This is a genomic window from Streptomyces sp. NPDC002838, assembly GCF_040295365.1.
Lineage (GTDB): Bacteria > Actinomycetota > Actinomycetes > Streptomycetales > Streptomycetaceae > Streptomyces.
Genome location: NZ_JBEOVF010000006.1, coordinates 18567 through 41743, shown reverse-complemented (window position 1 = coordinate 41743; position 23177 = coordinate 18567). Strand labels below are relative to the sequence as shown.

Here is a 23177-nt window from a genome sequence, read left to right as displayed (position 1 = left end):
TTTTCGCAGGTCGGAGGGGTTGTTTGAGATGTGCGGACGGTATGCAGCCAGTCGTGGGCCCGAGGATCTCGCAGGAGTCTTTGAGATCGAGAAGTGGGAGCCCGAGGAGACCCTGGCACCCGATTACAACGTGGCTCCGACCAAGGAGGTTCACGCCGTCCTCGACCGTCCTCTCAAGGACGTGGAGGACCCTCGACCGGTTCGACAGCTGCGGAAGCTGAAGTGGGGGCTGGTGCCGAGCTGGTCGAAGACCCCGGAGAGCGCGGCCCGGATGATCAACGCGCGGGCGGAGACCGTGCACGAGAAGCCGTCGTACCGCCGTGCCTTCGCCACCCGGCGCTGCATCATCCCCGCCGACGGCTACTACGAGTGGGTCACCGGCGAGCAGGAGCGGGACCTGGAGGTGGAGGGGAGGAAGAAGCGGCCGCGCAAGCAGCCGTACTTCGTGCTTCCCGCCGACGGGTCGGTGTTCGCGATGGCCGGGCTGTACGAGTTCTGGCGGGACAAGACGCTGCCCGACGACCACCCGCAGGCCTGGTGGGTGACGTGCTCCGTGATCACCACGGAGGCGGAGAAGAGCCCGCTCGGGGTGGCGCCCGCCGAGGGGCCGCACACGCTGGCCGATATCCACCCCCGGATGCCGCTGATGCTGACGCCGGACCGCTGGGACGCTTGGCTCGACCCGTCCCGCACGGACCTCGACGATCTGCGCACGTTGCTCGCGCCGCCGCCCGAGGGGCTGATGCGGGCGTACCCGGTGACGACCGCGGTGAGCAACGTCCGCAACAACGGACCGGAGCTGCTCAAGGAGCTTGAGGGGCCCGAAGAGGGCACACTCTTCTGACGTGAACGCGAACGTGACCGAGATCATCGATACGGACGCCGGTGCCGCCCGCATCACCTGGCACGAGGCCAGGAAGGCGCGGCTGGTCCTGGCCGTGAGCCACGGCGCGGGCGGCGGCATCGAGGCACGGGACCTCCAGGCGCTCGCCGCCGTCCTGCCCGCCCACGGCGTCACCGTCGCCCGGGTGGAGCAGCCCTGGCGGGTCGCCGGGAAGAAGATGGCGCCGGCGCCGAAGACGCTGGACGTCGGCTGGCGGGGCATCTGGCCCGCGCTGGCCAAGCCGGGGCTGCCGGTGATCTCCGGCGGTCGCAGCGCCGGGGCCCGCGTCGCCTGCCGTACGGCCGCCGAACTCGGCGCGCACGCGGTCCTCGCCCTGGCCTTCCCGCTGCACCCGCCGGGCAAGCCGGAGAAGTCCCGCGCCGAGGAACTGCTCGGGGCCGGGGTGCCCACCCTCGTCGTCCAGGGCGGCAACGACCCGTGGGGGAGGCCGGAGGAGTTCCCCGAGGGGTCGTACGAACTGGTCGAGGTGCCGTACGGCGATCATGGCTTCGCCGTGCCGAAGCGGGCGGACATCAGCCAGGAGCAGGCCGTGACGATCATCACCGACGGGGTGGTGAGGTGGGCCGGGTCACTGGTGTGACGGCTCGGGAATGATGCGGGGCGGGCCTCTGTTGTGGCGGACAGAAGTGCTGAGAGCACCGGCACAGACGTCGTTGGAGAGGAAGTCCGCCGCATGGGTTCGACCTTCTGCCCGAGCCGTGGCAGCCGTACAGAGTTGGACTGGACGGTGCTGCATGCGGCGAAGACCGCCCCTATTCGGGCGGCGGGCGGACCGGATCGTCGTCTATCCTCCGATTCTGGTGGGACCGGTCTCGGTCCTGCCCAGACACTGGAGGAGGTGGGTCCGGTCACTGGGACCGACGCAGGGACCGAACACGGTCAGGCGGAGCCGCCCGAGGGCCCGGGCAACAGCGAGTCGACCGCCGAGCGCAGCGCGCGCTTCGAGCGGGACGCGCTGGAATTCCTCGACCAGATGTACTCGGCCGCGCTGCGCATGACGCGCAACCCGGCCGACGCCGAGGACCTGGTGCAGGAGACGTACGCCAAGGCGTACGCGTCCTTCCACCAGTTCCGCGAGGGCACCAACCTCAAGGCGTGGCTGTACCGGATCCTCACCAACACCTTCATCAACTCGTACCGCAAGAAGCAGCGTGAACCCCAGCGCTCCGCGGCCGAGGAGATCGAGGACTGGCAGCTGGCGCGTGCCGAGTCGCACATGTCGACGGGTCTGCGCTCCGCGGAGTCGCAGGCGCTCGACCACCTGCCCGACTCGGACGTGAAGGAAGCACTTCAGGCGATCCCCGAGGAATTCCGCATCGCCGTCTACCTCGCGGATGTAGAGGGCTTTGCGTACAAGGAGATCGCGGACATCATGGGGACACCCATCGGTACGGTGATGTCCCGGCTGCACCGGGGCCGCCGTCAACTGCGCGGCATGCTCGAGGACTACGCCCGTGAGCGCGGGCTGGTCCCGGCCGGCGCCGGAGATTCGAACGAAGCGAAAGGCTCGGGCTCATGAGCTGCGGAGAGCCGCACGAGACGGACTGCAGTGAGGTACTCGATCATCTGTACGAGTTCCTCGACAGTGAGATGCCGGACGTCGATCGCGACAAGTTCAAGCAGCACTTCCAGGAGTGCTCGCCGTGCCTGGAGAAGTACGGCCTGGAGCAGGCCGTGAAGAAGCTCGTCAAGCGCTGCTGCGGGCATGACGACGTGCCCAGCGATCTGCGTTCCAAGGTCATGGGGCGGATCGACCTGATCCGCTCCGGCCAGGCCGTGCCCGAACACGATGTGACGGCGGCGCCGCCGACTCCGCAGGAGTCCTGAGCCCGTCACCCGAACGTGCTAATCCGCGGGTCATCGACCCGCAGGCCCCCCTGTCGCCGTCCTAGGCTCCGGACCCGGAGCAGGCATGGCCGGGGGAGGGCACGATGGAGGTTCCGGTACGGGCACGTGCGTACGTCTCCTGCGTGGTCGTCGGCGCGCTGATCTGCGTGTTACCGCTGCCGACCGTGCGAACCCCCTGGTGGGCGGTGCTGCTGCTCGCCGTGCTGTACTGCGGCTGCGAACAGGTCGCCGCCCGGTGGCGGTTCGCCGGAACCTTTTACCCTGTGCTGCTCGCCGCGGCCTTTCTGCTGCCGCCGTCCGCCGCCGCGCTGGTGCCGCTGCCGGGCGCGTTGCTGTCCCCCGCCGAACAGCGGCCGCGGTGGCTGCGCAGGCTCTGGCGGGCTGCGCAGCTCTCCGTCGCTGTGTGGGTGGCGGCGCGGGTGCACGGGGCGCTGGGCGGGCGGGATGCCGTCGGCGCCTGCGAGGTGCCGTACGCGCTCGGGCCGGCCGGGGCGGCGGTGCTGGCCTTCTGCCTGGTGCTGAGCGTGCTGGACGGGGGGATCCGGGCCCTCGCGGATCGCGTTCCGGTACGGCGGGCCTGGCGGGGGCTGTTCCGGCGGTCGCTGGCGCCGATCGCCGTGCACGGGCTCGCCGGGCTGATGATGGCTGTGCTGTGGCGGAGTCCGTACGGGCCCGTCGCCGCGTTGCTCGTACTGCTGCCGATGTGTGTGTCGTGGTGGGCCTTCGCGCAGTACCACCGGGAGCGCGGGGCCCACCAGGCGACGATCCGGGCGCTCGTGCAGGCCGTCGACATCAAGGACGGGTACACGCGCGGGCACAGTGAGCGGGTCGGGCAGGCGTCGATGATGATCGCGCGCGAGCTGGGGCTGTCCGACGAGCGGGTCGAGGTGCTGCGGTTCGCCGGGATCCTGCACGACGTGGGGAAGCTGGGGGTTCCCACGCGGTTGCTGCGCAAGGACGGGCCGTTGACGCCCGAGGAGCGGCGGGTGATCGAGCTGCACCCCGAGTACGGGCACGAGATGGTGCGGGGCATCTGCTTTCTCGGGGAGGCGCGGGCGGCCGTACTGCATCATCACGAGCGGTTGGACGGGAGCGGGTATCCGTACGGGCTGCGGGGGAGCCAGATTCCGGAGTCGGCGCGGGTGGTGGCTGTCGCTGACGCGTTCGACGCGATGACGTCCAACCGGTGCTACAGCCGGGCGCGTCCTGTCGACGTCGCTCTGACGGAGCTGGAGCGGTGTGCGGGCGCTCAGTTCGACCCGTTGATGGTGCGGGCGTTGGTGCGGGCGCTGAGCCGGCACGGATGGCATCCGGCGGTCACGGCGGACGACGTCCGCCCAGCCCGCCCACTCCCACCTGTTGCCGGCCCGACAGGAGAGCACCCGGACAGCGTCGGCCGGAGCACACCATGACGGCGCGGCGCCCTCAGGTGATCCTCCGCCTCATCCACGCCTGCGCCGGTCTCCTCGCCGCCCTCTCCCTCGCCACCACCCTCTGGACCGGCCTCGAAGAGCCCGGCATCGCCCTCGCCTTCGGCGTCCTGATCACCGTCGGTGAGCTCAGCCGGTGGACCGGCGCCCGCGTCCGGGAGGCCGCGCCGCTCGGGGCGGCGGGGGCGCTGTCGTACGCCCTGTTGGGGGAGGACGGCGGGCAGTCCACCCACCACGGCGCCCTCCAGGTCGTCACCGTCGTCCTGGCCGCCTCCCTCCTCGGATGCGTGCCCTACATCGGGCGGGGGCCCGGTCCGACCCTCGACCACCTCGCCCGGCGCCTGCTCACCGTCGGGTTCGCCGCCGTGTGCTTCCAACCCTTGTACAACCAGGGGACGTTCAGCGAATGGGGCGGCCACGCCTACGCCCTGCTGCTGCTCGCGCTGCTCGCCCTCACCGCGCTGTGCGACGCCGTGCTCGCCGCCGCGCTGGCGCACTCCCGTACCCGCTGGCCCTTCGGTCCGCTGCTGCGGGACGAGCTGCGGGCGCTGCTGGGGATCGGGTCCGCCGTGTGCGCGACCGGGGCCGTGATGGCGCTCGCGGTCGCCGTAGTGGGGCTGTGGGCGCTGCCCGTCTTCTCCCTGCCCCTTCTGCTCACCCAGGTGTCCTTCCGCCGGTACGCCGCCGTGCGGGCCACCTACCGGCAGACCATCGCCTCCCTCGCCCGGGCCACGGAGGTCGCCGGATACACCCCGGCCGGGCACGCCCGGCGCGTGGCCGCACTCAGTCAGGCCGTGGGGCGGGACCTGGGGCTCACCGAGCCGGAGCTCACCGTGCTGGAGTACGCGGCGCTGATGCACGACATCGGGCAGCTGAGCCTCGTCGATCCCGTGCCGGCGGGGGCCACCGCCGGACTCCCCGACGCCGAGCAGCGGCGCATCGCCCTGCTCGGCGGGGCCGTCGTCCGGCAGACCGGGGTCGACGCGGCGGTCGCCGTGGTCGTGGAGCGGCAGGCCGACCCCTGCGGGGAGCAGCCGGTCGCCGCGCGGATCGTACGGGCGGTGAACGCGTACGAGGAGAAGGCGCGGGACGCCGGTCCCGGCGGGCCCCTGAAGGCGCTGGAGGAGCTGCGCCTGGCGACGGGCGGCGAGTACGCCCCCGAGGTCGTGGAGGCGCTGGCCCGGGTGCTGGCAAGAGACTGTCTGACCCTGCCCGCGGCTGGGTAACCCATGGGTAATGAGCGCCCTTCCAGCCGTACGTGGTTGGATGCGAGAAAGAGGGTGTCCGGGGGCACAGCCAGCCCACTCCACGGAACTGGCAGGCGGGAATCGTGAGGATCTTCGGCAAGGGACGGCATCGGCCCTCCGCCTCTTGGCGGCAGGCCACAGACCGCGCGTTCACCCTGATCGGCGACGGCCGGTACGAGGACGCGGGCGCGCTGCTGACGCGGGCCGCCGATCTGGAGCCCTGGCTTTCGGAGTCCTGGTTCAACCTCGCCCTGCTGCACAAGTTCCGGCACGACTGGGAGCAGGCGCGGGCGGCGGGCCTGCGCGCCGTGGCGCTGCTCGACCGGGAGACCGGTGCGCCCGACTGGTGGAACGTGGGCATCGCGGCCACCGCGCTGCAGGACTGGCCGCTGGCGCGGCGGGCCTGGCAGGCCTACGGGCTGCGGGTGCCGGGCGGGGCCACCGCTTCGGGTGAACCTGTGGGCATGGACCTCGGCAGCGCGGCCGTACGGCTGTCCCCGGAGGGGGAGGCCGAGGTGGTGTGGGGGCGGCGGCTCGACCCCGCCCGGATAGAGGTGCTCTCGATCCCCCTGCCGTCCTCCGGGCGGCGCTGGGGTGAGGTCGTGCTGCACGACGGGGTGCCGCACGGGGAGCGGACCACGGCCGCCGGGCACGCCTATCCGGTGTTCGACGAGATCGAGCTGTGGGCGCCTTCTCCCGTGCCGACCTGGGTGGTCCTGCTGGAGGCCGCCACCGAGGCGGACCGGGACGCCCTGGAGCAGCTCGCGGCCGACGCCGGGTTCGCCGCGGAGGACTGGTCGTCGTCCGTGCGGCTGTTGTGCCGGATGTGCTCGGAGTCCCGGATGCCGTCCGATGAGGGCGACGGTGAGCATCTCGACCCACATGATCACAGTGAGCCCGGGCACCCCGGGCCGCTGGGGCATCGGACCGACGGGCAGTTGTGGGTGCCGGAGCGGGAGTGCGGAGTGGCCGCGCCGGCTTCGCTGGTTCGGGGGTTGTTGGACGGGTGGGTCGCGGACAGTCCGGATTCCCGGGATTGGCGGGACCTGGAAGAGGTCTGCTGAGGGGCACGCGCAGATCGCCGTACCCTGTATCAGCATCACACCCCCCGTTTTTGAGGAAGGCATACGTCGGTCATGGCGCAGCAGGACACCGATCAGCAGCACGCGGGCGTGCTCCCCGTGGACGACGAGGGCTTCGTCATCGACACCGAGGACTGCGAGGAGCGTGAGAACGGCTGGCGCGAGCGCGGCACCTCGCGGCCCATCACGGTCGTCGGGAACCCGGTACTGCACAAGGAGTGCAAGGACGTCACCGAGTTCGGCGCGGAGCTCGACCAGCTGGTCGCGGACATGTTCGCCTCGCAGCGCACCGCCGAGGGCGTGGGCCTGGCCGCCAACCAGATCGGCGTCGACCTGAAGGTCTTCGTCTACGACTGCCAGGACGACGAGGGCCGGCGGCACGTGGGCGTCGTCTGCAACCCGAGGCTCGTCGACCTGCCCGCCGAGAAGCGCCGGCTGGACGACAACAACGAGGGCTGCCTGTCCGTGCCGACGGCGTACGCGCCGCTCGCCCGCCCGGACTACGCCGAGGTGACCGGTCAGGACGAGAAGGGCAACCCGATCAAGGTGCGCGGCACCGGCTACTTCGCTCGGTGTTTGCAGCACGAGACCGATCACCTGTACGGCTACCTCTACATCGACCGGCTCTCCAAGCGCGAACGCAAGGACGCGCTGCGGCAGATGGCCGAGAACGAGCCTCGCTACCCCGTCGTCGCCAACGACTGAGGTCCCCGTAGCCTCCTGACTTCCTTCCGTACGGCGTCTGTTCCGGAGTCCCTTCCGGAACAGACGCCGTTCGTCTGTCCGTCGCACGTTCGATCGCTTCCGCTCGCCGGATGATCGAGAATCGGTCGCGCAAGGGGGAGGTCTCGGCACTGTGGGGTAGTGAATGGAGCAAATACGTTCCCAGATCGGTCAGTTGTAGTGCTGAATGGAAGTGCGGGGATACGCAACGGCGCACGCCCGGCACAGCGGGAGGCGTGCGGTAACTGGCGGCTGAGAGGGGTTTGTTTCGTGCATGCTTTCCCACACAGCACCACATCGACACCGACGGCGGTACCGGTCCCGCCATCGCTCTCCCTCCCGGTGATCGAAACAGCGTTTCCCAGGCAACTGCACCCGTATTGGCCGAGGCTCCAGGAGAAGACACGCACCTGGCTGCTGGAAAAACGGCTCATGCCGGCGGACAAGGTGGAGGAATATGCCGACGGCCTGTGCTACACCGACCTCATGGCGGGGTACTACATCGGCGCCCCCGACAACGTCCTCCAGGCGATCGCGGACTACAGCGCGTGGTTCTTCGTCTGGGACGACCGCCACGACCGCGACATCGTGCACGGCCGCCCGGCCGCCTGGCGGCGGCTCAGGTTCCGGTTGCACGCGGCCCTCGACTCGCCCCGGAACCATCTGCACCACGAGGATCCCCTGGTCGCCGCGTTCGCCGACAGCATGGTGCGGCTGTACTCGTTCCTGCCGCAGACGTGGAACGCCCGGTTCGCCCGCCACTTCCACGAGGTGATCGAGGCATATGACCGGGAATTCCGCAACCGGACCGAGGGAATCGTCCCGACGGTCGAGGAATACCTCGCCCTGCGCCGCCTCACCTTCGCGCACTGGATCTGGACCGATCTGCTGGAGCCGAGCGCGGGCTGTGAACTCCCCGATGACGTCCGGAAACACCCGGCATATCGGCGGGCGGCGCTGCTGAGCCAGGAATTCGCGGCCTGGTACAACGATCTGTGTTCGCTCCCCAAGGAAATCGCGGGCGACGAGGTGCACAATCTCGGAATCAGCCTCATCAAACACCAGGGGCTGACGCTGGAAGAGGCGGTCGCGGAGGTCCGGCGGCGCATCGAGCAATGCATAGAGGAATTCCTCGCCGCCGAACGGGACGCCTTGCGTTTCGCCGACGAACTCGAGGACGGCACAGTCCGCGGAAAGGAACTCGGCGCCGCCGTGCGCGCCTGCGTCTGCAATATGCGGAACTGGTTCAGTACGGTCTACTGGTTCCACCACGAGTCCGGCCGGTACATGGTCGACAGCTGGGACGACCGGTCCACGCCCCCGTACGTCAACAACGAAGCGGCAGGTGAGAAATGACCGTCGAGTCTGTGAAACCCGAGGCCTCCCCGGCTCCGGAACTGCGTGAACCGCCCCTCGCGGGCGGAGGTGTGCCGGGCCTCGGCCACGGCTGGAAGCTCTTCCGCGACCCGCTGGGCTTCCTGGCCCGGCTGCGCGACGACGGCGACCTGGTCCGGCTGCGGCTGGGCCCGAAGACGGTGTACGCCGTCACCGCGCCGGACCTCTGCGGCGCCCTGCTGACCAGCCCGGCGTACGAGGTCGGCGGGCCGCTGTGGGACACCCTGGACGTGCTGCTGGGCAAGGGGGTGGCGACCAGCAACGGTGCGCTGCACCGGCGTCAGCGGCAGACGATCCAGCCCTCGTTCCGCAAGGACGTCATCCACGAGTACGAGCGCGTCATGGTCGAGGAGTCGCTCGCCTTCGCCGCGCGCTGGCGGCCGGGGGACACGGTCGACGTCACCGGCGAGGCGTTCCGCGTGGGCGTGCGCATGACGGCCCGGTGCTTCCTGCAGATCGAGAACAACGACGATCTGGCCGAGCGGCTGAGCACCGCCCTCGCCACGGTGTTCGGCGGCATGTACCGGCGCATGATCCTCTCCTTCGGACCGTTCTACCGGCTGCCGCTGCCGTCCCACCGGGAATTCGACCGGGCACTGGCCGAATTGCACAGGCTGGCCGACGAGGTCATCGCCGAACGCCGGGCCGCCGCCGAGAAGCCCGACGATTTGCTGACGGCCCTGCTGGAGGCAAAGGACGAAAATGGTGAACCGGTCAACGAACAGGAGGTCCACGACCAGGTCATAGCGATTCTCACCCCGGGCAGCGAAACCGTGGGGTCCCAGTTGATGTGGATCTTGCAATTGCTGGCCGAACATCCGGAACAGGCGGACCGGATGAGCGAAGAGGTGCGATCGGTCGTGGGTGACGGCCCGGTCACATTCGCCGACCTCAGGAAGCTCACGCATACGAACAACGTCGTCTGGGAGGCGCTGCGCATCCGACCCGCCGTATGGATTCTGACGCGGCGGGCCACGACCGAGAACGAACTCGGCGGGTATCGCATTCCGGCCGGTGCGGACATCGTCTACAGCCCGCTCGCCCTCCAGCGCGATCCGCGGTCCTACGACCACCACCTCGACTTCGACCCGGACCGCTGGCTTCCGGAGCGCTCCAAGGACGTGCCGAAGTACGCGATGAGCCCCTTCAGCGCGGGCAACCGGAAATGCCCGGCCGACCACTTCTCGGTGGCCGGGCTCGGCATCCTCCTGGCGACCGTGATCCAGAAGTGGCGCTTCGAACGGCTGCCGGAGGCCGACGAGTCGCCCCTGGTGGGGATCACGCTGCGACCGAAGCGGCTGCTGCTGAAGGCGGTGCCCAGGTGACGGTCAGGCCGCGTCCGATCCGGCTTCGGGTCCTCTGAACGTCCGCCGGTAGGCGTTCGGGGTGGTCCCCACCGCCCGGACGAACTGGTGGCGCAGCGCGGCCGCGTTCCCGAACCCCGTTCGACCGGCGATCGCGTCCACCGTCTCGTCCGTCGCCTCCAGCAACCGCTGGGCCAGCAGCACACGTTGGCGCAGGATCCAGCGGTAGGGAGTCGTTCCCGTCTCCTGCTGGAAGCGGCGGGCGAAGGTGCGCGGGGACATGTGCGCGAGGTCGGCGAGCTGCTCGACGGTGATCTCCTCGTCGAGGTGCTGCTCCATCCACACCAGCACCTCGCCGACCGTGTCGCACTGGGACCGCGGCAGCGGGCGCTCGATGTACTGGGCCTGCCCGCCGTCCCGGTGCGGCGGCACCACCATCCGCCGGGCGATCTTGTTGGCGACCTCCGGCCCCTGTTCCTTGCGCACGATGTGCAGACAGGCGTCGATGCCGGCGGCGGTGCCGGCCGAGGTGATCACCGGGTCCTCGTCGACGTACAGCACGTCCGGCTCGATGATCGCCTGTGGATAGCGACGGGCCAGCTCCTCCGCCTGCCGCCAGTGCACACTGCACCGCCGCCCGTCGAGCAGCCCGGCGGCACCGAGCGCGAACACGCCGGAGCAGACGCTGATCACCCGGGCGCCCCGGTCCACGGCCCGGACCAGGGCGTCGAGCAGCTCCGGCGGATACTCCCGGGTGACGTAGTCGCTCCCGGCCGGCACGGCGATCAGATCGGCCTCGTCCAGCCGGTCCAGGCCGTACGGCGTGGAGACGGTGAGGCCGCCGACGTGCGTGCCGAGCGAGGGTCCCTCCGCCGAGACGACCGCGAAGTCGTACACCGGCAGGCCCTCGTCACTGCGGTCGATGCCGAAGACCTCGCAGACGACGCCGAGTTCGAAGGGATGCACGCCGTTGAGAAGGACGGCCGCCACGTTCTGCAACATGCCGCCAGTCTGCCTCGGATCTGGCAGTAAATCGAGGGTCCACGGCAGTCCTGCCACTGTCGGTAAGGAGTATTCGGCGTGACAGTGGTGTCATGACCACCGCACAGACACAAGGCCTGATCGGAATGCTCACCGTCCTCGGGATCCTCGTCCTCCTGGTCCTCCCGTCAGTGATCGGCATCCTGCACGACCGGCGCATCGACCGTCAGATCAGGGAGGCCCAGGAAGCCCGCGAGGCCTACGAGATTCAGAAGTCCTCGTCCAGGTCCACGGTGCCCTCCACCGCGACCTGGTACGCCGACGGACGCCGCTCGAAGAAGTTGGTCAGCTCCTGAACGCCCTGGAGCTCCATGAAGGAGAAGGGGTTCTCGGAGCCGTACACCGGAGCGAAGCCGAGGCGCGTCAGGCGCTGGTCGGCCACGCACTCCAGGTACTGCCGCATCGAGTCGGTGTTCATGCCCGGGAGGCCGTCACCGCACAGGTCGCGCGCGAACTGCAGCTCGGCCTCGACGGCCTCCCTCAGCATGTCGGTGACCTGCTGCTGAAGCTGGTCGTCGAACAGCTCCGGCTCCTCCTTGCGGACGGTGTCCACGACGTCGAACGCGAAGCTCATGTGCATCGTCTCGTCGCGGAACACCCAGTTGGTGCCGGTCGCCAGGCCGTGCAGCAGACCCCGGCTGCGGAACCAGTAGACGTAGGCGAAGGCGCCGTAGAAGAACAGGCCCTCGATGCACGCGGCGAAGCAGACGAGGTTGAGCAGGAAGCGGCGGCGGTCCGCCTTCGTCTCGAGGCGGTCCAGCTTCTCGACCTCGTTGATCCACTTGAAGCAGAACTCGGCCTTCTCGCGGATGGAGGGGATGTTCTCGACGGCGTCGAAGGCCGCGGCCCTGTCCTCCGGGTCGGGCAGGTAGGTGTCCAGGAGCGTCAGGTAGAACTGGACGTGGACGGCCTCCTCGAAGAGCTGCCTGCTCAGGTACAGGCGGGCCTCGGGGGAGTTGATGTGCTTGTACAGCGTCAGCACCAGGTTGTTCGCGACGATCGAGTCGCCCGTCGCGAAGAAGGCGACCAGGCGGCCGATGAGGTGCTGCTCACCTTGTGACAGTTTCGCGAGATCCGACACATCCGAGTGGAGGTCTACCTCCTCCACGGTCCAGGTGTTCTTGATGGCGTCCCGGTAGCGCTCGTAGAAGTCGGGGTAGCGCATGGGACGGAGAGTCAGTTCGAAGCCCGGGTCGAGCAGGTTCGTGTTACGGGTGGTCATTACTGGCAGGCCTCGCAGGACTCGGGGTTTTCCAGGGAGCAGGCGACGGCCTCGTCGGGCGCCGGCTGCTGTACGGGGATGGTCTTCTCGGACTGCGCCTGGGCTCGGGCGGCGCGGGCGATGCGGGTCGCCGGGCGCGAGCGCAGGTAGTACGTCGTCTTCAGGCCCGACTTCCAGGCGTACGCGTACATCGAGGAGAGCTTGCCGATGGTGGGCGTCTCCAGGAAGAGGTTCAGCGACTGGGACTGGTCCAGGAACGGGGTCCGGGCCGCCGCCATGTCGATCAGGCCGCGCTGCGGGATCTCCCACGCGGTGCGGTACAGGGCCCGTACGTCCTCGGGGATCCAGGCGAATTCCTGCACCGAGCCGTTCGCCTCGCGCAGCGCCTCACGGGTGCGCGCGTCCCAGACGCCCAGCTCCTTCAGTTCCTTCACCAGGTACGAGTTGACCTGGAGGAACTCGCCGGACAGCGTCTCGCGCTTGAACAGGTTGGACACCTGCGGCTCGATGCACTCGTACACGCCCGCGATCGAGGCGATGGTGGCGGTGGGCGCGATCGCCAGCAGCAGCGAGTTGCGCATGCCGACGGAGGCGATCCGCTCGCGCAGGGCCGCCCAGCGCTCCGGCCAGGTCAACTCCGTGTCGTAGTGGTCGGGGTGGAGGACACCCCGGGCCGCACGGGTCTTCTCCCAGGCCGGCAGCGGGCCGTTGCGCTCGGCGAGGTCGGCGGAGGCCTCGTACGCGGCCAGCATGATGCGCTCGGCGATCCGCGTGGAGAGCCGCTTGGCCTCCGGCGAGTCGAAGGGCAGGCGCAACTGGAAGAAGACGTCCTGCAGACCCATCGCGCCGAGGCCGACCGGGCGCCAGCGGGAGTTGGAGCGGCCCGCCTGCTCGGTCGGGTAGAAGTTGATGTCGACGACCCGGTCGAGGAAGGTGACGGCGGTACGGACCGTCTCGTCCAGCCGCTCCCAGTCGATGTCGCCGCCGGAGACGAACGCGCCCAGGTTCACCGACCCCAGGTTGCAGACCGCCGTCTCCCCGTCGTCCGTGACCTCCAGGATCTCCGTGCAGAGGTTGGAGGAGTGGACCACGTGGCCCGGCTCGGCCGTCTGGTTGGCGGTGCGGTTGGCGGCGTCCTTGAAGGTCATCCAGCCGTTGCCGGTCTGCGCGAGGGTGCGCATCATGCGGCCGTAGAGGTCACGGGCGGGGATGGTCTTCTTCGCCAGCCCCCTCTTCTCGGCCGACCGGTACGCCGCGTCGAACTCCTCGCCCCACAGGTCGACCAGCTCCGGCACGTCGGACGGCGAGAACAGCGACCACTGCCCGTCGGCGTCGACCCGGCGCATGAACTCGTCCGGGACCCAGTGCGCGAGGTTCAGGTTGTGCGTACGGCGGGCGTCCTCACCGGTGTTGTCGCGCAGCTCCAGGAACTCCTCGATGTCGGAGTGCCAGGTCTCCAGATAGACCGCCGCCGCGCCCTTGCGCCGGCCGCCCTGGTTCACCGCGGCGACCGAGGCGTCGAGGGTCTTCAGGAACGGGACGATGCCGTTGGAGTGCCCGTTCGTGCCGCGGATCAGCGAACCGCGGGAGCGGATGCGGGAGTAGGCGATGCCGATGCCGCCGGCGTGCTTCGAGAGGCGGGCCACCTGGTGGTAGCGGTCGTAGATGGAGTCCAGCTCGTCCTTGGGGGAGTCCAGGAGGTAGCAGGACGACATCTGGGGGTGCCGGGTACCGGAGTTGAAGAGGGTGGGGGAGGAGGGCAGGTAGTCGAGGCGGCTCATGAGCCGGTAGAGCGCGGCGACTTCGTCGACGGACCTGCTCGTGTCGTCCTCCGCCAGCCCCGCGGCGACGCGCAGCATGAAGTGCTGCGGCGTCTCGATCACCTTGCGGGTGATCGGGTGCCGGAGCAGATAGCGGCTGTGCAGGGTGCGCAGGCCGAAGTAGCCGAGGCGGTCGTCGGCGTCCGTGTCGATCAGCGCGTCGAGGCGCTCGGCGTGGACCCGTACGAACTCGGCCGTACGGTCGGCGATGAGCCCCTCCCGGTGCCCCACGGCGACGGACCCGGTGAAGGACGTGACGCCCTGCGAGGCGGCTTCGGCGGCGATGCCGATCGTCAACAGGCGGGCGGCCAGCCGCGAGTAGACCGGGTCCTCGGAGATCAGGCCGGCGGCCGCCTCGGTGGCCAGCTCGCGCAACTCCGTCTCGTCGGCCCGCGCGGACCGGCCGCGCAGCGCGGCTGCGGCGACCCGGCCGGGGTCGGCGTCGGGCAGGTCGGCGGTCAGCTCGGTCAGGATCCGCAGCAACGCGGTTCCGGGACCGTCGGTCTCCAGGGCTGCTGAAACCGGTTCGGCTGGCGCGATGGTCACGTGGGGCTCTCCCTCGCTCGGCACGGGGGCCTGGTGGAGGGCAGGGGGCAGCACACGAGCGCACGCGGCGTCGCGTCCACCGACCCATTCCACGAGGCCCGGACGTCAGAACACCCGGACCGGACGGCCGGGCGTGCTGTCGGCAGGTCCTCGGACTGACGCCCATACGCGCATATACGGGCATGGGTACACCGTTGCGGGACAGTTCCGGATTCGCACCGGATTCCCCTGCGGCGACAGCGAGCATGAGCATACATCTTGTGCCGCGTGAGGACAGCACCCCCATATGTTGTGTCGCGGTGGTTTCGGAGCGTCAACTCGTAGGTGAGGAGAGTGAGGTGCCGAGTGCCCTTGCGGCGCATGGCCGGGAACGGCGACGGGCCGCCGGATTCGATCCGGCGGCCCGTCGTTCTCGCGTACGGCTCAGTGCGTGGCGCCCGCCGTGGCCGGCGGCAGCTCCACCTGGACGCCCGGGTCGCCCGCGTCGGCCGTGTAGTCCGACGGCTTGGTCTCGTCGACGCCCTCCGGGGCCTTCAGCGCCTTCAGGACGAAGGTCAGGACGACGGTGACGACCACGTTCAGCACGAACGCCGTCAGACCGATGTAGCCGATCTCGCCGATGCCGGGGATCTCCTTCGACGAGCCGCCGAAGTGCTTCTGCGTCGGCGAGGCGACGCCGTACGCGGCGACCGTGCCGTAGACCATGCCGACCGCCCAGCCCGCGAGCAGCGCCCAGCGGTGGAACCAGCGGGTGAACAGGCCGCCGACCAGCGCCGGGAAGGTCTGCAGGATCCAAATGCCGCCCAGCAGCTGGAAGTTGATCGCGACCGTCTTGTCCATCGTCAGGACGAAGGCCAGCGCGCCCACCTTCACCAGGAGCGAGACCAGCTTGGAGACCTTGGTCTCCTGCGCCGGCGTGGCGTCCGGCTTGATGAAGTCCTTGTAGATGTTGCGGGTGAAGAGGTTCGCGGCCGCGATCGACATGATCGCCGCCGGCACCAGCGCGCCGATGCCGATCGCTGCGAAGGCCACGCCCGCGAACCAGCTCGGGAACATGTCCTCGAACAGCTGCGGGATCGCCAACTGCCCGTTGCTGACCTTGACTCCGGCCGCGATCGCCATGAAGCCCAGCAGCGCCAGCAGGCCCAGCATCAGCGAGTACAGCGGCAGAATGGTGGTGTTGCGGCGGATCACCTCACGGCTGCGCGAGGACAGCGTCGCCGTGATCGAGTGCGGGTACATGAACAGCGCCAGCGCGGAGCCCAACGCCAGCGTGGCGTACGTCCACTGGCCGGCCTCCGCCGGGACCAGCGCACCGCGCGGGGCGCCCGTCGCCGGGTTGGTCTGACTGTACGCCTCACTCGCCTTGGCGAAGATGTCGTCGAACCCGCCCAGCTTGATCGGGATGTAGATGATCGCCACCGCGATGACGATGTAGATCAGCGTGTCCTTCACGAACGCGATCAGCGCGGGGGCCCGCAGACCCGACGAGTACGTGTACGCGGCCAGCACGCCGAAGGCGATCAGCAGCGGCAGGTCCTTGATGAACCAGTTGGTGTTCTCGCCACCGCCGACGCCCATCACGTCCAGCACGGCCTGGATGCCGACCAGCTGGAGCGCGATGTACGGCATGGTCGCGAGGATGCCGGTGAGGGCCACGGCGAGGGACAGACTCTTGGAGCCCCACCGGCCGCGCACGAAGTCCGAGGTCGTGACGTAGCCGTGCTTGTGCGAGACCGACCACAGGCGGGGCAGGAAGGTGAAGATCAGCGGGTAGACCAGGATGGTGTACGGCACGGCGAAGAAACCGGCCGCGCCCGCCGCGTAGATCGCCGCCGGTACGGCGACGAAGGTGTACGCCGTGTACAGGTCGCCGCCGAGCAGGAACCAGGTGACCCAGGTGCCGAACGAGCGGCCGCCGAGGCCCCATTCGTCGAGGCTGTGCTCGTTCTCTGCCTTGCGCCAGCGGGCGGCCAGGAAGCCCATGACCGTGACGGCCAGGAAGAAGAAGATGAAGACGGCGAGTGCGACGCCGTTCACGCCGTCGTTCACTGCGACGCACCGCCCTTCTGGGAGGAGCGGGCGCGCTGGTCACGCTGCCACAGCTTGTACGCGATCATCGTGAGCGCCGTGGAGATCAGCACCCAGGCCATCTGGTACCAGTAGAAGAACGGGATGCCGATGAAGGCCGGGTCCGTCTTGGTGTACGACCCCACCCACAGCATCGCCACGAAGGGCGCGACGAGGCAGACGGCGATGACGACCCTCGCGGGGGTCACCACCGTTCCGCTCACTTCCGGCTCGTTCGACATCGGGCGGCTCCGTCCCCTCACTGATCACCTGTGTAAGCGCAGGCAATCTAGGTCACGGTGTCGCAGATGCGGAACCCCTCGTCCGCATATCGGTATGTGTCGGTTCCGTGTCGGTCCTCAGCAGCAGCGGAACCCCTGGCGCGGGTCCGCCTCCTGCCGGTCCGTACTGCGCACGTGGGCGACATGGCGGTCGTACGCCGACTCGTCGGTCAGCTCCCGCACGTACCAGCGCACGCCCCTAAGCACCCGAAGTTCGGACGTTCGCGGTACGCACTGGGAGGTCCTCCCGTCCATGCGGCGACGGGAGGACCGTAGAGCAGGAAGAGCAGTTGCGCTACACCGCGTGCAGTACTGAGAAGGCCCTTACTCCTGCGGACGATTGAGCCGGGCCACGCCGCATCACCCCGGGGGACAACCCCCGGACCCCCAGCCATCCCGCACTCGGCCCAGCTCTATTCCGCAGGCCGCTTCAGCCGCGCCACGAACTTGTAGCGGTCCCCCCGATAGACGGACCGCACCCACTCCACCGGCTGACCCTCCCGGTCCAGCGAGTGCCGGGACAGCATCAGCATCGGCAGGCCCACGTCGGTGCCGAGCAGGCCGGCCTCGCGCGGGGTGGCCAGCGAGGTCTCGATGGTCTCCTCCGCCTCGGCGAGATGGACGTCGTACACCTCGGCCAACGCCGTGTAGAGGGATGTGTACTTGACCAGTGACCGGCGCAGCGCCGGGAAGCGCTTCGCGCTCAGGTGGGTCGTCTCGATGGCCATCGGCTCGCCGTTCGCCATCCGCAGCCGCTCGATGCGCAGCACCCGCCCGCCGGGCGTGATGTCGAGCAGCTCGGCCAGCCGGTCGTCGGCGGTGATGTAGCCGATGTCCAGCAGCTGCGAGGTGGGTTCGAGGCCCTGGGCGCGCATGTCCTCGGTGTACGAGGTGAGTTGGAGCGCCTGCGAGACCTTCGGCTTGGCGACGAACGTGCCCTTGCCCTGGATGCGCTCCAGGCGGCCCTCGACCACCAGCTCCTGAAGGGCCTGGCGCACGGTGGTGCGCGAGGTGTCGAACTCGGCGGCGAGCGTGCGCTCGGGCGGCACCGGCGTACCCGGCGACTGCGTCTCCGTCATGTCGAGCAGGTGCTTCTTCAGGCGGTAGTACTTGGGCACGCGCGCGGTACGGACACTCGCTCCACCCTCGTTCTCCGCACTGCTGACGTCGGTGCTCATCTCTGCCTTCCCGGCTTCGGGTGCCGAAGCGGCCGACATCCCATCGGCCACGGCTCACATCGTGGCACGGCAGCGTACCGGGATGTCTCCCGCACGCTCCGTGATCTCCTCTGTATACCGTCAGGACTTCCTTCTGGTCTAGTCCACCGGCGGTCCATGCTGCCGTCAAGTGGTCTGCCCGATCTGTCGGGCTTCGTAATGAAGGGTTCCTGCATATCGCGGTCCCGTAACGGACGGCCAAAGCGCACGAGAACACCCTTGACAGGCTTATTGGTCTGGTCCAGGCTCCCCCTACTGGTCTACACCATTGGTCCAGTCCCGGCCCCGAGGGCAGACCCAGGTCAGCCGCAGGGAGGCAGGGGGGTTGGTGGCATCCCTGAGGAGGATGGCGTGAAGCGCAAGCTGACAGTCGCGATCGGTATCGCGGGCATGATGGTCTCCATCGCGGCGTGCGGGGGCGACGGTGGCAGCGGGGGTTCGGACAACAGCGGGGCGGACGTCAAGGAGCTGACCGTCTGGCTCACCGTCGACGCGCAGAACAACTGGCCGCAGCTGGTGAAGGCGGCCGACGCCGCGGTGCAGAAGGCGCACCCCGGCATCAAGATCAACCACGAGTACTACGGCTGGCCGGACAAGAACGCCAAGCTGGACGCCGTCCTCGCCACCGACAAGGCCCCCGACGTGGTCGAGATGGGCAACACCGAGATGCTGAGCTACATGGTCAAGGGCGCCTTCGCTCCCCTCGACCCGGCGAAGTTCGACAACTCCTCCGCCTGGCTGGACGGCCTCAAGGCCTCGGTGACCTATGACGGCAAGACCTACGGCGTCCCCTACTACGCCGGCGGTCGCGTCGCCAACTGGCGCAAGGACGTGTTCGCCTCGGTGGGCGTCAAGTCCGCCCCGAAGACGTACGACGAGCTGACCGCCGCCCTGGACAAGGTCCAGAAGAAGCAGGGCGACAAGTTCAGCGCCTGGTACCAGCCCACCCGTGACTGGTACGCGGCCATGTCCTTCGTCTACGACGCCGGCGGCTCGATCGCCGTCGAGTCGGGCGGCGAGTGGAAGGCCAACCTCTCCTCGCCCGAGTCGATCAAGGGCCTGAAGGAGTTCCAGAACGTCGTCGACACCTACATGCACGGCGACAAGACCAAGGACGAGTCCGACCGTTACATCGTCTACGGCCAGGGCAAGTCCGGCATGATCTTCGCCCCCGCATGGGAGGGCGCGACCGCGGCCGCCCCGGAGAACGACAAGACCGGCAAGCTCAAGGGCAACGTCGAGAACTTCGTGATGCCCGGCCCGTCCGGCAAGAACCTCCCCGTCTTCCTCGGCGGCAGCGACCTCGCCGTGCCGGTGAAGTCCGACGCGCAGGCCGTCGCCGCCGAGTGGATCAACGCGTTCACCGGCCCCTCCGGCCAGAAGGGCCTGATCGCCAAGGGCAACCTGCCCAACAACAAGACCGACCTCGCCACGCTGAAGAGCGACCCGGAGACGGCGGTCCCGGCCACCGCGGCCGAGTCCAACTGGTTCGTCCCGATGGCACCGGGCTGGGGCCAGGTCGAGAAGGCCCAGGTCCTGCAGACCATGCTGCAGAACATCGGCACCGGCAAGAAGTCGGTCGAGGCCGCCGCGAAGGAAGCGGACGCCGCGATCGACAAGGTCATCAACACCAAGTGACCACCGGCAGGGCCCTGTTGTGACGGGCGGGGCCCTGCTTCTCGTACGACCCTGAGGGACCGCTGAGGAGCGCGCGGATGACTGCCGCAGACACGACCACCCCTGCCAAGGTGCCGCCGCCGCGGCAGGCGCCGCCACCACTTCTTTTGGACGTGCCCCCGAGGAAGCGGCCGTCGAGCGGGGCCGGCACCCCCTGGCTGCTGCTCGCGCCCTGTCTGCTGATCCTGGCGCTCGTCCTCGGCTATCCGCTGGTCCGCCTGGCCACCCTCTCCTTCCAGAAGTTCGGGCAGTCCCAGCTGTGGGGCTTCCAGCCGGCCGAGTCGGTCGGGTTCGACAACTTCACCAAGGTCCTGGGCGACGGCGAGTTCTGGGCGGTCGTCGTACGGACGATCGTCTTCGCGGCGGGCTGCGTGATCTTCACGATGGTTGTCGGCATGCTGATCGCGCTGCTGCTCCAGCGGGTCTCCGGCTGGGTGAAGACGCTGGTCAACATCGCGCTGGTGGCCAGCTGGGGCATGCCGATCATCGTCGCCACCACGGTCTTCAAGTGGCTGTTCGACGCCGACTACGGCATCCTCAACGCGCTCCTCAGCAAGCTGCCCGGCGTCGAACTCATCGGCCACAACTGGTTCGCCAGCGGGCCGCAGGGCCTGGCCGTGATCATGCTGCTGGTGGTCTGGGGGGCCGTGCCCTTCGTCGTGATCACCTTGAGCGCCGGTCTCACCCAGGTCCCCAAGGAACTGGAGGAGGCGGCCCGCCTCGACGGCGCGGGCGCCTGGGGCGTCTTCCGTTACGTCACCCTCCCCATCCTCAAGCCGATCATCGTGATGCTCACGACCCTGTCGGTCATCTGGGACATGGGCGTCTTCCCGCAGGTCTTCGTGATGCGCAACGGCCACCCGGAGGCCGAGTTCCAGCTCCTGACCACCTACTCCTACGACCGCGCCTTCGTGGTCAACGACTACGCGCAGGGCTCGGCGATCGCCCTGCTCACCGTGGTGTTGCTGCTCGGCGTGGTCGCCGTCTACATGCGCCAGATGCTGAAGATCGGAGAGGTCGAATGAGTACGCTGACGACTCCCGTGCGCCGGAAGTCGAAGGCCGGCTGGAACCTCCTCGGCCTCCTCGTCTTCGTCACCGCGGGCTTCCCCGTCTACTGGATGCTCAACACGGCGTTCAAACCGGCCAAGGACGCCATCGACCCGGACCCGAGCGTGCTGCCCACGGGCCTCACCCTGTCCAACTTCAGCCGGGCGCTGGACATCGCCGACTTCTGGGGACCGGTCGGCCGCAGCCTGGTCGTGTCCCTCGCGGTGGTCCTGATCGGCATGGTCGTCGGCATGCTGGCCGCGCTCGCCATCTCCCGCTTCGCCTTCCGGGGCCGCAAGATCGTGATCGTGGGCATCCTCGCGGTCCAGATGGTCCCGTTGGTCGCCATGATCATCCCGGTGTTCCTGCTGCTCAACGACCTGGGGCAGTACGACCGGCTGACCGGCCTGATCATCACGTACCTGACCTTCATCCTGCCGTTCACGGTGTGGACGCTCCGGGGCTTCATCGTCAACATCCCGAGGGAGCTGGAGGAGGCGGCGATGGTCGACGGCTGCTCCCGCACGAGCGCCTTCATCCGGGTGGTCTTCCCGCTGCTGGCCCCCGGCATGGTCGCCACCTCGGTCTACGGCTTCATCCAGGCCTGGAACGAGTACCTCTACGCCCTCATGCTGCTCAGCCAGAAGAACCAGACCGCGACCGTCTGGCTCGGCAACTTCACCACCAAGCACGGCACCGAATACGCCCCGATGATGGCCGGATCGACCATGATGGCCGTGCCGATCGTCGTCCTGTTCCTCCTCGTCCAGCGCAAGATGGCCGCGGGCCTGACCGCGGGCGCCGTGAAGGGATAACGCCACCCGATGACGACATTCGCCAGCGGTACAGACACCCTGACGCGCGATGCCCTGACCGTCCTCCAGCCCGGCTTTTTGGGCACCACCGCCCCCGACTGGCTGCTGCGCCGCCTCGGCGAGGGCCTCGCCTCGGTCGGCCTGTTCGGCCGCAACATCGCCGGCCCCCAGCAACTGGCCGCTCTGACCGCCCAGTTGCGTGCCGAACGCGACGACGTCCTGGTCGCGATCGACGAGGAGGGCGGTGACGTCACCCGCCTGGAGGTGCGGACCGGTTCCTCCTTCCCCGGCAACCACGCGCTGGGCGCGGTGGACGACGTGGAACTGACGCGGGAGGTGGCCTTCGAACTCGGCCGTCGCCTCGCCGCCTGCGGGGCGAACCTCAACTGGGCCCCGTCGGCCGACGTGAACTCGAACCCGTCGAACCCGGTGATCGGCGTACGGTCCTTCGGCGCCGCCCCCGACCTGGTCGCCCGGCACACGGCGGCCTACGTCACCGGCCTGCAGTCGGCGGGAGTCGCCGCCTGCACGAAACACTTCCCCGGCCACGGCGACACGGCGGTCGACTCCCACCACGCGCTGCCGCGCATCGACGCGGGACCGGAGGTGCTGTCGGACCGCGAGCTCGCCCCGTTCCGCGCGGCGATCGCCGCCGGCAGCCGTGCGGTGATGACCGCCCACATCCTGGTCCCGACCCTGGACCCGGATCGCCCGGCGACGCTGTCCCGCCCGATCCTGGCCGACCTCTTGCGGGGCGACCTCGGCTACGACGGCCTGATCGTCACCGACGGCATGGAGATGCAGGCCATCGCCGGCACCTACGGCATCGAACGCGGCAGCGTCCTCGCCCTCGCGGCCGGCGCCGACGCCATCTGTGTGGGCGGCGGCCTGGCGGACGACGAAACGGTACGGCGCCTGCGCGACGCCCTGATCACGGCCGTACGCACCGGCGAACTCCCCGAGGAACGCTTGGCGGACGCGGCGGAACGGGTCCGGGCCCTGGCCCGGTGGACGGCGTCGGCAGGGAGAGCCCTTCCGGACTCCGCCGGCAGCGACATCGGCCTCCGCGCGGCCCGCCGCGCCCTGCGCCTCACCGGCGCCGAGCACTTCACCCCCCTCACCGAACCGCCCTACGTCGCCGCCCTCACCCCGATGGCGAACTTCGCCGTGGGCGACGAGACCCCCTGGGGCGTGGCCGTGGAGCTCTCCCGCCTGCTCCCCGGCACGGAAACAGGCACCTTCACGGACGAGGACACCGCTCGCACGGCGTTGCGGGCGGCCGGCCCCCGCCGCATCGTGGCCGTCGTCCGCGACGAACACCGCCACCCCTGGATGGCGGCGGCCCTCGACACCCTGCTGGCGGCCCGCCCCGACACGATCGTCGTCGAGATGGGCCTCCCACAGGCCACCCCCCGAGGCGCCCTCCACCTCGCCACCCACGGCGCGGCCCGCGTCTGCGGCCGGGCGGCGGCGGAGATCATCGCGGGCGTGTAGACCCACGACGAA

22 protein-coding genes and 1 riboswitch are annotated in these 23177 nt (G+C 69.3%); of the genes, 15 read left to right on the top strand and 7 right to left on the bottom strand.

Annotated features, from left to right (window positions below):
- Positions 1–28: 28 nt before the first annotated feature.
- The 10 genes from ABT063_RS10180 (at position 29) to ABT063_RS10135 (ending at position 9954) form a co-directional block, all read left to right on the top strand.
- The gene (locus ABT063_RS10180) at positions 29–844 is read left to right on the top strand and encodes an SOS response-associated peptidase (RefSeq protein WP_351056760.1); all 816 of its coding nucleotides are present in this window, start codon (positions 29–31) and stop codon (positions 842–844) included.
- Positions 845–857: 13 nt separating this feature from the next.
- Entirely contained in the window at positions 858–1484 is a 627-nt protein-coding gene (locus tag ABT063_RS10175; protein ID WP_351057039.1) for an alpha/beta hydrolase family protein, read from the top strand.
- Positions 1485–1742: 258 nt separating this feature from the next.
- The gene (gene sigR / locus ABT063_RS10170) at positions 1743–2423 is read left to right on the top strand and encodes an RNA polymerase sigma factor SigR (protein ID WP_351056759.1); all 681 of its coding nucleotides are present in this window, start codon (positions 1743–1745) and stop codon (positions 2421–2423) included.
- On the top strand, positions 2420–2731 hold the full coding sequence (gene rsrA, locus ABT063_RS10165) for a mycothiol system anti-sigma-R factor (protein WP_351056757.1): 312 nt from the start codon (positions 2420–2422) through the stop codon (positions 2729–2731). Before sigR ends, rsrA begins: the two co-directional genes overlap by 4 nt.
- A gap of 104 nt (positions 2732–2835) precedes the next feature.
- Positions 2836–4164: an HD-GYP domain-containing protein gene (locus ABT063_RS10160; protein ID WP_351056756.1), complete on the top strand. Its 1329-nt coding sequence runs from the start codon at positions 2836–2838 to the stop codon at positions 4162–4164.
- Positions 4161–5408: an HD-GYP domain-containing protein gene (locus ABT063_RS10155; protein WP_351056755.1), complete on the top strand. Its 1248-nt coding sequence runs from the start codon at positions 4161–4163 to the stop codon at positions 5406–5408. Before ABT063_RS10160 ends, ABT063_RS10155 begins: the two co-directional genes overlap by 4 nt.
- Before the next feature lie 104 nt (positions 5409–5512).
- Complete coding sequence (locus ABT063_RS10150; RefSeq protein ID WP_067439317.1) at positions 5513–6493, top strand: tetratricopeptide repeat protein; 981 nt, start codon at positions 5513–5515, stop codon at positions 6491–6493.
- 72 nt (positions 6494–6565) lie between these two features.
- A complete protein-coding gene (def, locus tag ABT063_RS10145; RefSeq protein ID WP_351056754.1) occupies positions 6566–7216 on the top strand; it encodes a peptide deformylase in 651 nt (216 codons plus the stop codon).
- 288 nt (positions 7217–7504) lie between these two features.
- The gene (cyc1, locus tag ABT063_RS10140) at positions 7505–8590 is read left to right on the top strand and encodes an epi-isozizaene synthase (protein ID WP_351056753.1); all 1086 of its coding nucleotides are present in this window, start codon (positions 7505–7507) and stop codon (positions 8588–8590) included.
- A complete protein-coding gene (locus tag ABT063_RS10135) occupies positions 8587–9954 on the top strand; it encodes a bifunctional albaflavenone monooxygenase/terpene synthase (protein ID WP_351056752.1) in 1368 nt (455 codons plus the stop codon). Before cyc1 ends, ABT063_RS10135 begins: the two co-directional genes overlap by 4 nt.
- Before the next feature lie 3 nt (positions 9955–9957).
- Here the strand turns inward: ABT063_RS10135 and ABT063_RS10130 are convergent, their stop codons facing one another.
- Positions 9958–10935: a GlxA family transcriptional regulator gene (locus ABT063_RS10130; RefSeq protein WP_351056751.1), complete on the bottom strand. Its 978-nt coding sequence runs from the start codon at positions 10933–10935 to the stop codon at positions 9958–9960.
- Positions 10936–11027: 92 nt separating this feature from the next.
- On the opposite strand from ABT063_RS10130, the gene ABT063_RS10125 reads away from it, so the two are divergent.
- On the top strand, positions 11028–11270 hold the full coding sequence (locus ABT063_RS10125) for a hypothetical protein (protein ID WP_351056750.1): 243 nt from the start codon (positions 11028–11030) through the stop codon (positions 11268–11270).
- On the opposite strand, the gene ABT063_RS10120 is transcribed toward ABT063_RS10125, so the two are convergent.
- The 6 genes from ABT063_RS10120 to ABT063_RS10100 form a co-directional block, all read right to left on the bottom strand.
- Positions 11183–12196: a ribonucleotide-diphosphate reductase subunit beta gene (locus ABT063_RS10120; protein WP_351056749.1), complete on the bottom strand. Its 1014-nt coding sequence runs from the start codon at positions 12194–12196 to the stop codon at positions 11183–11185. The two genes, ABT063_RS10125 and ABT063_RS10120, sit on opposite strands and share 88 nt — an antisense overlap.
- A complete protein-coding gene (locus ABT063_RS10115) occupies positions 12196–14562 on the bottom strand; it encodes a ribonucleoside-diphosphate reductase subunit alpha (protein ID WP_351056747.1) in 2367 nt (788 codons plus the stop codon). The genes ABT063_RS10120 and ABT063_RS10115 overlap by 1 nt, the downstream gene beginning before the upstream one ends.
- Before the next feature lie 124 nt (positions 14563–14686).
- A riboswitch (cobalamin riboswitch) is annotated at positions 14687–14815 on the bottom strand.
- Between the two features lie 170 nt (positions 14816–14985).
- A complete protein-coding gene (gene mctP / locus ABT063_RS10110) occupies positions 14986–16614 on the bottom strand; it encodes a monocarboxylate uptake permease MctP (protein WP_351056746.1) in 1629 nt (542 codons plus the stop codon).
- Positions 16611–16874, bottom strand: a complete 264-nt coding sequence (locus tag ABT063_RS10105; RefSeq protein ID WP_351056745.1) for a DUF3311 domain-containing protein — start codon at positions 16872–16874, stop codon at positions 16611–16613. Before ABT063_RS10105 ends, mctP begins: the two co-directional genes overlap by 4 nt.
- 117 nt (positions 16875–16991) lie before the next feature.
- Entirely contained in the window at positions 16992–17120 is a 129-nt protein-coding gene (locus tag ABT063_RS52170; RefSeq protein WP_502990791.1) for a YbdD/YjiX family protein, read from the bottom strand.
- 206 nt (positions 17121–17326) lie between these two features.
- A complete protein-coding gene (locus ABT063_RS10100) occupies positions 17327–18091 on the bottom strand; it encodes a GntR family transcriptional regulator (protein ID WP_351056744.1) in 765 nt (254 codons plus the stop codon).
- Between the two features lie 390 nt (positions 18092–18481).
- On the opposite strand from ABT063_RS10100, the gene ABT063_RS10095 reads away from it, so the two are divergent.
- The 4 genes from ABT063_RS10095 to ABT063_RS10080 all read left to right on the top strand — a co-directional run bounded on the left by ABT063_RS10095 (position 18482) and on the right by ABT063_RS10080 (position 23165).
- Positions 18482–19768 carry an extracellular solute-binding protein gene (locus ABT063_RS10095; protein WP_351056743.1) on the top strand — a complete coding sequence of 429 codons (1287 nt, stop codon included), beginning with the start codon at positions 18482–18484 and terminating at the stop codon, positions 19766–19768.
- A 77-nt stretch (positions 19769–19845) separates the two neighbouring features.
- Positions 19846–20832 carry a carbohydrate ABC transporter permease gene (locus tag ABT063_RS10090; protein ID WP_351056742.1) on the top strand — a complete coding sequence of 329 codons (987 nt, stop codon included), beginning with the start codon at positions 19846–19848 and terminating at the stop codon, positions 20830–20832.
- On the top strand, positions 20829–21671 hold the full coding sequence (locus ABT063_RS10085) for a carbohydrate ABC transporter permease (protein WP_351056741.1): 843 nt from the start codon (positions 20829–20831) through the stop codon (positions 21669–21671). Before ABT063_RS10090 ends, ABT063_RS10085 begins: the two co-directional genes overlap by 4 nt.
- A 9-nt stretch (positions 21672–21680) precedes the next feature.
- Positions 21681–23165, top strand: a complete 1485-nt coding sequence (locus tag ABT063_RS10080; protein ID WP_351056740.1) for a glycoside hydrolase family 3 protein — start codon at positions 21681–21683, stop codon at positions 23163–23165.
- Positions 23166–23177: the final 12 nt, after the last annotated feature.

Coding starts and splice junctions, on each gene's coding strand:
- ABT063_RS10105 (WP_351056745.1), bottom strand. CDS start 16,874: ATGTCGAACGAGCCGGAAGTGAGCGGAACGGTGGTGACCCCCGCGAGG.
- ABT063_RS10130 (WP_351056751.1), bottom strand. CDS start 10,935: ATGTTGCAGAACGTGGCGGCCGTCCTTCTCAACGGCGTGCATCCCTTC.
- rsrA (WP_351056757.1), top strand. CDS start 2,420: ATGAGCTGCGGAGAGCCGCACGAGACGGACTGCAGTGAGGTACTCGAT.
- ABT063_RS10100 (WP_351056744.1), bottom strand. CDS start 18,091: ATGAGCACCGACGTCAGCAGTGCGGAGAACGAGGGTGGAGCGAGTGTC.
- ABT063_RS10090 (WP_351056742.1), top strand. CDS start 19,846: ATGACTGCCGCAGACACGACCACCCCTGCCAAGGTGCCGCCGCCGCGG.
- ABT063_RS10085 (WP_351056741.1), top strand. CDS start 20,829: ATGAGTACGCTGACGACTCCCGTGCGCCGGAAGTCGAAGGCCGGCTGG.
- ABT063_RS10160 (WP_351056756.1), top strand. CDS start 2,836: ATGGAGGTTCCGGTACGGGCACGTGCGTACGTCTCCTGCGTGGTCGTC.
- def (WP_351056754.1), top strand. CDS start 6,566: ATGGCGCAGCAGGACACCGATCAGCAGCACGCGGGCGTGCTCCCCGTG.
- ABT063_RS10125 (WP_351056750.1), top strand. CDS start 11,028: ATGACCACCGCACAGACACAAGGCCTGATCGGAATGCTCACCGTCCTC.
- ABT063_RS10120 (WP_351056749.1), bottom strand. CDS start 12,196: ATGACCACCCGTAACACGAACCTGCTCGACCCGGGCTTCGAACTGACT.
- ABT063_RS10080 (WP_351056740.1), top strand. CDS start 21,681: ATGACGACATTCGCCAGCGGTACAGACACCCTGACGCGCGATGCCCTG.
- ABT063_RS10180 (WP_351056760.1), top strand. CDS start 29: ATGTGCGGACGGTATGCAGCCAGTCGTGGGCCCGAGGATCTCGCAGGA.
- ABT063_RS10135 (WP_351056752.1), top strand. CDS start 8,587: ATGACCGTCGAGTCTGTGAAACCCGAGGCCTCCCCGGCTCCGGAACTG.
- ABT063_RS10155 (WP_351056755.1), top strand. CDS start 4,161: ATGACGGCGCGGCGCCCTCAGGTGATCCTCCGCCTCATCCACGCCTGC.